Genomic DNA, 5,691 nt, shown 5'->3' with positions numbered 1-5,691 from the left:
CAGCAGTATGCCGGCGAGCAGCCCGAGACCACCGAGCATCGGCGCCAGCAGCGGGCGGCTGGGCGGTTTCGCCTGACTCACGCGCGGGCCTCCCTGGGATCGTGCCGACGGCCGCTGATGCTGCTCGAGCTCAACCCGTTAGCTCCTGTCGACACGGCGCCACCCCGACCATTGAGCCCTTCGCACATTAGACATGAGCGACATTCCTTGAAAAGCAAGGCGTTGCGTTAAGTCTCGCGCAACCAATGCGGCCTAGAATCGGCCATCGGATGTCGAGGGGATGACATGATGCGCAAGCCGATACTGCTTTTTGCCTTTCCGGCCCTGATGCTGTTTCTGCTAGCGGCGGAGCGGATGGCGGCGCTGCTTCTCGGCATTTATCCGGCGAGCCCCGCTGTGTGGCACGCCTGGCTCGAGCTGCGGCCGTTCTCGACCATGTTCTGGCAGCAGGCGCATGTCTATCTCGGCGGGTCGATGGCCGTCGACGCCGCTATCATTGTCTTTGCGGCAGGCGCTTGCTGGATGATTTGCCAGGCAAAGAGGTCGGCCGGCTTCTTCCTCGCCAATCATGCCGCGCTGATCTTCGCCGGGCTCATGATGGCGCAGAGCAGTCACGCGGAAACGGCGAGCACCGTTGCCGCGTTCGTTACACCCCATGGCCTCCAGTTCTCGGTTATGGTCGACCTAAGCTTGCAGAACTGCCTGGTGCTGTGCCTCGGTCTCGCGGCGTGCGCCTATTGCCACGTGGCATTCCTGCGCGAGGCGAAACTGCGCGCCGAGGCACGTTCGGTCCGCATGCTTGCGCTGCAGCGCGATCTGTAAGCGGCCGGCTCAGGCGGCCCGCGGGCTCAGTTGATCTTCTTGTAATAGACCTTGCCGTCGGGCTGCTGGATGCGCTGGTAGGACGGGTTGGGACCCGGGGGCGCGACCTTGCGCTTGAACGAGGGCTGCCCGTCGCCGGAGCTTTCATCGACCGCGGACGCATCCGCCACCGTTGTGTTGCCGAGCATGCTCGGCTCCGGAGCGCCGGGCGCCGGTTCGCTGGCCCCGACGGGCTGGCCTTGCTCCAGCCTGGCGACATTGCCGTTGATCTGGCCGAAATTCGCCTGCAACTGGCGGTCCAGCGTCTCGAACCGGCTCTGGAAACCGTTGTTGACGGTGTCGATGCGGGCGCCGATGCGCTGCTCGAACTGGCCGAGCTGATCCAGCCGCGCCTCGATCGCCTTGAGGTCGTTGACGCCGCGATAGAGATAGACCGCGGCCGTCACGTTGATGGCGGTGACAAGCAAAGCGCCGACGGCGATGACGCCGATCATCCTGGCCCGGCTGGGCTTTTCCGGAACCGCTTCCCGGTGACCGAGTTCGATTGCCGGAACGTCCGGCTCGCTGATCATCGTCATTCAACCACCACCTTTGCGCCCACCGCGACGCGTTTGAAGAGATCGATCACATCGGTGTTCGTGAGCCGGAAGCATCCGGACGTGCCGTCGAAACCGACGCCCTTGGGATCGTTGGTGCCATGGATGCGATAGAGCGTGTCGCGCCCGTCGCGCGAAAGATAAAGCGCCCTGGCGCCGAGCGGATTGTAGGGACCGGCCGGCACCATCGCCGGCAGTTCCGGCTGGCGCGCGCGCATTTCCTTGGGCGGGCGCCATTCCGGCCATTCGGTCTTGGAGGCGATTTTGACCGTTCCGGTCCAGCCGAAGCCGTCGCGGCCGACGCTGATCTGGTAGCGCAGCGCCTGGCCCTGGCCGGTCACCAAATAGAGCGCCTTTTCGTTCTTGCGGATGATGATGGTGCCCGGCTGCTCGCTGGTTTCAAAGGCGACCGCCTTGCGCAGGCTTGGGCCCATGGCGGGCAGCGGCGGCAGGCCCGATCCGGCTTGCGCCAGACCGCAGGCCGACAACAGCGTCAGCCCGGCGAGGCACGCGCTGGCCAAGTGTATCGCAGCGAAGCGCCTAGCGCTGAGCATTGTCCAGCCGCTCCTTGAACATGCGTTTCAAGTCCTTGTTGAAGCGCGCGCGTCCATCCACCTCGGAGGGCAGGATGGCGCGGTTCAGCGCGTCGGCCAGGAGCGCATTGTCCAGCGCCAGCGACTTGATATGCGGCGCCTTGAAGATCTTCTCCAGCTCGCTGCGCGAGAAGTGGTTGCCGAACCATTTGCGCTTGTGCTTGTTGGCGACCAGCGTGATGCTGACCTTGTTGCCGCGCAATTCGCGAATCTTCTTGTAGAGCCGCTTGCCTTGCCTCAGCGAAGCGACGTTGAGCTCGAAGACGATGAAGATCTCGTCGCTCGTGCGCAGCACGGAATCGTGCCACGGCGTCTCGATGTTGGGCAGGTCGATGACGATGTCGTCGAAGCGGTAGGCGACGAGGTCGAGCAGCCGGAAGACGAAATCGGAACCGTGCGGCTCGAACGGCAGCTGTGGCCGCTCGAAGGAATAGAGCGTGAGGCCCGAAGGCCGGGACAGTTTGATGACGTCCATGAGCTCGACATCGAGCCGGTCCGGCTGGCCGATGATGCCGGAGAGGTCGAACTGGTTGAACTGGTTGAGATAGGCGCCGCAATTGGCGCTCTGGAAGTCGAGGTCGACGAGGCAGGTCGCGGCCGCCCGCTCGGCCGACTTCGAGGCCAAGTGCTCCGCCGCCGAGATCGCCAGCGTGGTGGCGCCGGCGCCGCCGCTCGCGGCAATGAAGGTGATGATGCGGCTCTTGGTGCCCTGGTTGCCGGTGTCGTGGAAGGTGACGGCGTTGAGCAGCTCCTTGGCGTCGAGCGGCTTGTGCAGCCAGTCGGACGCGTTCATGCGCACCAGCACGCGCGTCTGCTCGGAGGTGAGTTCGTCCGATATCGCGATCAGCGGCACCGACGCCCAGGCCGCGCGCGCCTCGACGATCGCCGGATTGCCGAGCAGCGCGCCATTGCCGAGATCGAGGATGATGATGCCTGGACGGCTGTCGACAGGCGGCCCCTTAAGGAACTCCGCCGCGTCCGAGACCTTGACGTCATAGATCGCCAGCGCGTCGAGCCGCGTGGTGACGTCGCGCTTGAAATTCGCATCGGCGGAAAACAGCGCCACCTGCTTGCGCTTGGTCGGGAGAACTCTGGTGTCGATAGCGTTCATGGGTAGGTGCTCTTTAGATCCTCGCCCGTGACCGTGCTCAGCATGGAGGGCATGGTGATGTTGTCGAACCCGAGCAATCCGCCCAGGAAGAAGAACTGGAATTGATGATTTACGATGCTGACCGTGATGGTCGGTACCGGCCCGTTGGGACGTGTCCAATAGCCCAGGCCGGACGCCTGATATTGTATCCGAACCTGGGACTTCGTCAGCGTGGGCAGGAAGGTGTGCATTCCCGACCGGGTGCCGCTGCCCGTGTAAATGAAGTCAAAAACAGCTTGGCTCGCTGTGAGATTCTGGCATGTTGCGCCGGTGCCGCAGGTGCATGAGGCGGTTCCCGCGGCATTGGCCGTGCAGATGTAATTATATGTGTTGGCCGGAACCGCCTTGCCCACGTCCAGCGAGTCGCTTGGCGTTTTTGCCTCGAGGGAAAGCCCACTGGCGACCGGACTGGAGATTTGCGCCAGCCTCGCTCCTGCCTGCACTGCCTTGTCGGCGGCGTTCCATTGATAAAAGGCATAGCCGAAATCGACGAAGCCGAGCAGAAGGGTCAGCAGCAGCGGCATGGCGATGGCCGCCTCGACCATCGCTGCGCCGGACTCGCTTGCCCAAAATCTGCGTGGCAGCCTTACCATCCGAAGACGCGCTCTTGATGGAAGACCGACAGGGTCACGTCACCAAATCCAAGATAGGACCAGAATCCCAGATCCGGATATGGATACGATGTGCTGACCTGCACCACATCGACGTTGCTCGTCGGACTGAGATAGAGTTCGGTTCCGGTCCCGGCCTCGATCGCCGGAGTGGACAATGACTTGCTGATTGTGACCTCGCCCGTGGTCCATCCTGTGACCCTTGCGCTGCCGCCGGTTATGGCTCCGTTCACCGCAAGGTTTTTCGCATAACCCGAGCAAGTGTCCCAATCACTGCTGCAGCGCGCCATGTAGCGGGCAGCATCCCGAACACCGGCGTCGAGGAGCATCCGTGTGTTCAGCATGTTCGAGAATTCGTACACGCCGGCCGACAGCAGCACCACGAATGGCGTAACGATCGCCATCTCCACCAGGACTGCGCCATCGTCCTCGCTCCTGAAGCGCTTGATGAGGTGGTTGAGTTTGGCCAGCATGGTGCTACCGATAGAGCTGCGCTTCGTTGCGGAAGGCCTTGTCGACCAAGGTGTTATTCGCAAAGGCACCATCAACGTCGACGATCTCGATGCTGATAGGCTTCTCGCCCGCCGATGGATCTTCGGGGTCCTTGGTGTTGTCCGATTTCTGAACCGGTGTGTTGACGAACACACTGACGTAGCCGTCCGGCTTTAGCTGGATATGGCCGTTGATCTTGGCTTGGTTGGCTATGCAGTTGACGATTGCCATGTTGAGCAAACGGCGGTCGGGATCAGGAGTGGGCGCGGTTCCCTTGAAGCAGGATGGGTTGCCGGTTTCCTTCGTGGGCGCCATCGACTTGTCGCCGACAAGGTTGTTGGCGATCTCGTATTTGTAGACGTCAAATCGAGATGCCGGAGCGGTCTTGGAACCGGTCGGATTGGTGGCGCTGGGCACATTCGGGTAAGTCGTTCCGTGGTTGACCGACCAGTAGGTGCTCCAGAAGCTTTGGGCTGTGATCTTGTCCGACATGCCCTTGGAATCGTCGTAATTCGTTCCCGGAGGAAGAGGCAGCGCGGTGCCATCGGTCACTGGATCATACTTGCTGCAGCCGGTCTTCTGGCCTTTGCGGACATTACTCGCGGGCCGGTAGTTCCAGTCCTTGTTGTTCTTGGCGAGCGAACCGCTGTAGAGGTCGAAACGAGTGTTCAGCCCGGTGTTCACCTGCCCGAGGGTGACACCGGTCTTCGTAGTCAGAGCATCCCGGCTATAGCAGGTGCCGGCGGTGCCCATGGCGATGGCATCCCGCAATGACGACAGGTTGTTGTCGATCAAGCCAAAATTGCCCGGTCCCGGGTTCGAATCCACCTTCAGAATGCGGAATTCGCGGCCATACGTATCGCCAGAAGCAAAGGCCTGCTGAATTGTCTTGCTGGTGCCCGGCGTGGCCGTTTCGAACGGGTTGCACATGAAAAGCGGCACGGTTTCGCAGATCGATTGCTTGAAGCCGGCGACCGCCTGGGGCTGGATACCCATCGTGTTGCTGCCGCCATTGAAGCTGGCGGGGAAAATGGTCTCGAAGTCCCCGGCGCCTCCAGAATTAAGGGTTACAACAACAAGGCTGACCGCCGTGGGATCAGTACTTGCCCAGTTGACGCCGTCTGCATCAACACCATTTGCGCCGAGTCTCGTGCTGTCGCTGGCTGGTATTCCGGTCAGAAAGGTCACATCAATATCGGCACGGGCTATTTGATGGTCGCCAGCCGTCGAAAAAAGTGTGTGATTGGCGATGAGGTTATCGATCGCTCTGTTGGCGCGGGTAATGCTGTCCGACCTGCCATCGAGCTCCGCCGCGCCGGCAAGCGCCAGCGCGTCGACGCCCTTCTGCAGATCGCTGTGCAGCCCGTTGGCGCGGCTCATGTCGATCGCCAGCAATGCAAAGCCGACCAGAACCGGCAGCATAATGG

7 protein-coding genes are annotated in these 5,691 nt (G+C 62.0%); 1 reads left to right on the top strand and 6 read right to left on the bottom strand.

Annotation, left to right across the window (positions count from 1 at the left end; all coding sequences use genetic code 11):
* The first annotated feature begins 285 nt into the window (after window positions 1–285).
* The gene (locus EOA24_RS25385; RefSeq protein WP_126079128.1) at window positions 286–822 is read left to right on the top strand and encodes a hypothetical protein; all 537 of its coding nucleotides are present in this window, start codon (window positions 286–288) and stop codon (window positions 820–822) included.
* Window positions 823–848: 26 nt separating this feature from the next.
* Here the strand turns inward: EOA24_RS25385 and EOA24_RS25380 are convergent, their stop codons facing one another.
* The 6 genes from EOA24_RS25380 to EOA24_RS25355 all read right to left on the bottom strand — a co-directional run.
* On the bottom strand, window positions 849–1,400 hold the full coding sequence (locus EOA24_RS25380; protein WP_126079127.1) for a hypothetical protein: 552 nt from the start codon (window positions 1,398–1,400) through the stop codon (window positions 849–851).
* A complete protein-coding gene (locus tag EOA24_RS25375; protein ID WP_126079126.1) occupies window positions 1,397–1,972 on the bottom strand; it encodes a L,D-transpeptidase in 576 nt (191 codons plus the stop codon). The genes EOA24_RS25380 and EOA24_RS25375 overlap by 4 nt, the downstream gene beginning before the upstream one ends.
* A complete protein-coding gene (locus EOA24_RS25370) occupies window positions 1,959–3,122 on the bottom strand; it encodes an AAA family ATPase (RefSeq protein ID WP_126079125.1) in 1,164 nt (387 codons plus the stop codon). The genes EOA24_RS25375 and EOA24_RS25370 overlap by 14 nt, the downstream gene beginning before the upstream one ends.
* On the bottom strand, window positions 3,119–3,706 hold the full coding sequence (locus tag EOA24_RS25365; protein ID WP_245467243.1) for a TadE/TadG family type IV pilus assembly protein: 588 nt from the start codon (window positions 3,704–3,706) through the stop codon (window positions 3,119–3,121). The genes EOA24_RS25370 and EOA24_RS25365 overlap by 4 nt, the downstream gene beginning before the upstream one ends.
* A gap of 41 nt (window positions 3,707–3,747) precedes the next feature.
* Window positions 3,748–4,245 (bottom strand): TadE/TadG family type IV pilus assembly protein, encoded by a 498-nt coding sequence (locus tag EOA24_RS25360; protein ID WP_189343245.1) that lies wholly within the window; start codon window positions 4,243–4,245, stop codon window positions 3,748–3,750.
* Between the two features lie 4 nt (window positions 4,246–4,249).
* The coding region (locus EOA24_RS25355; protein WP_189354198.1) for a pilus assembly protein TadG-related protein at window positions 4,250–5,691 on the bottom strand (1,442 nt) is incomplete at its 5' end.

It is taken from the genome of Mesorhizobium sp. M2A.F.Ca.ET.039.01.1.1 (genome assembly GCF_003998035.1).
GTDB lineage: Bacteria > Pseudomonadota > Alphaproteobacteria > Rhizobiales > Rhizobiaceae > Mesorhizobium.
This window is presented reverse-complemented; position numbering and strand designations above follow the sequence as displayed.

What these genes read in the sequence shown, in the direction of transcription:
- EOA24_RS25385 (WP_126079128.1), top strand. Translation starts at nt 286, where the DNA reads ATGATGCGCAAGCCGATACTGCTTTTTGCCTTTCCGGCCCTGATGCTG.
- EOA24_RS25370 (WP_126079125.1), bottom strand. Translation starts at nt 3,122, where the DNA reads ATGAACGCTATCGACACCAGAGTTCTCCCGACCAAGCGCAAGCAGGTG.
- EOA24_RS25380 (WP_126079127.1), bottom strand. Translation starts at nt 1,400, where the DNA reads ATGACGATGATCAGCGAGCCGGACGTTCCGGCAATCGAACTCGGTCAC.
- EOA24_RS25365 (WP_245467243.1), bottom strand. Translation starts at nt 3,706, where the DNA reads ATGGTCGAGGCGGCCATCGCCATGCCGCTGCTGCTGACCCTTCTGCTC.
- EOA24_RS25375 (WP_126079126.1), bottom strand. Translation starts at nt 1,972, where the DNA reads ATGCTCAGCGCTAGGCGCTTCGCTGCGATACACTTGGCCAGCGCGTGC.
- EOA24_RS25360 (WP_189343245.1), bottom strand. Translation starts at nt 4,245, where the DNA reads ATGCTGGCCAAACTCAACCACCTCATCAAGCGCTTCAGGAGCGAGGAC.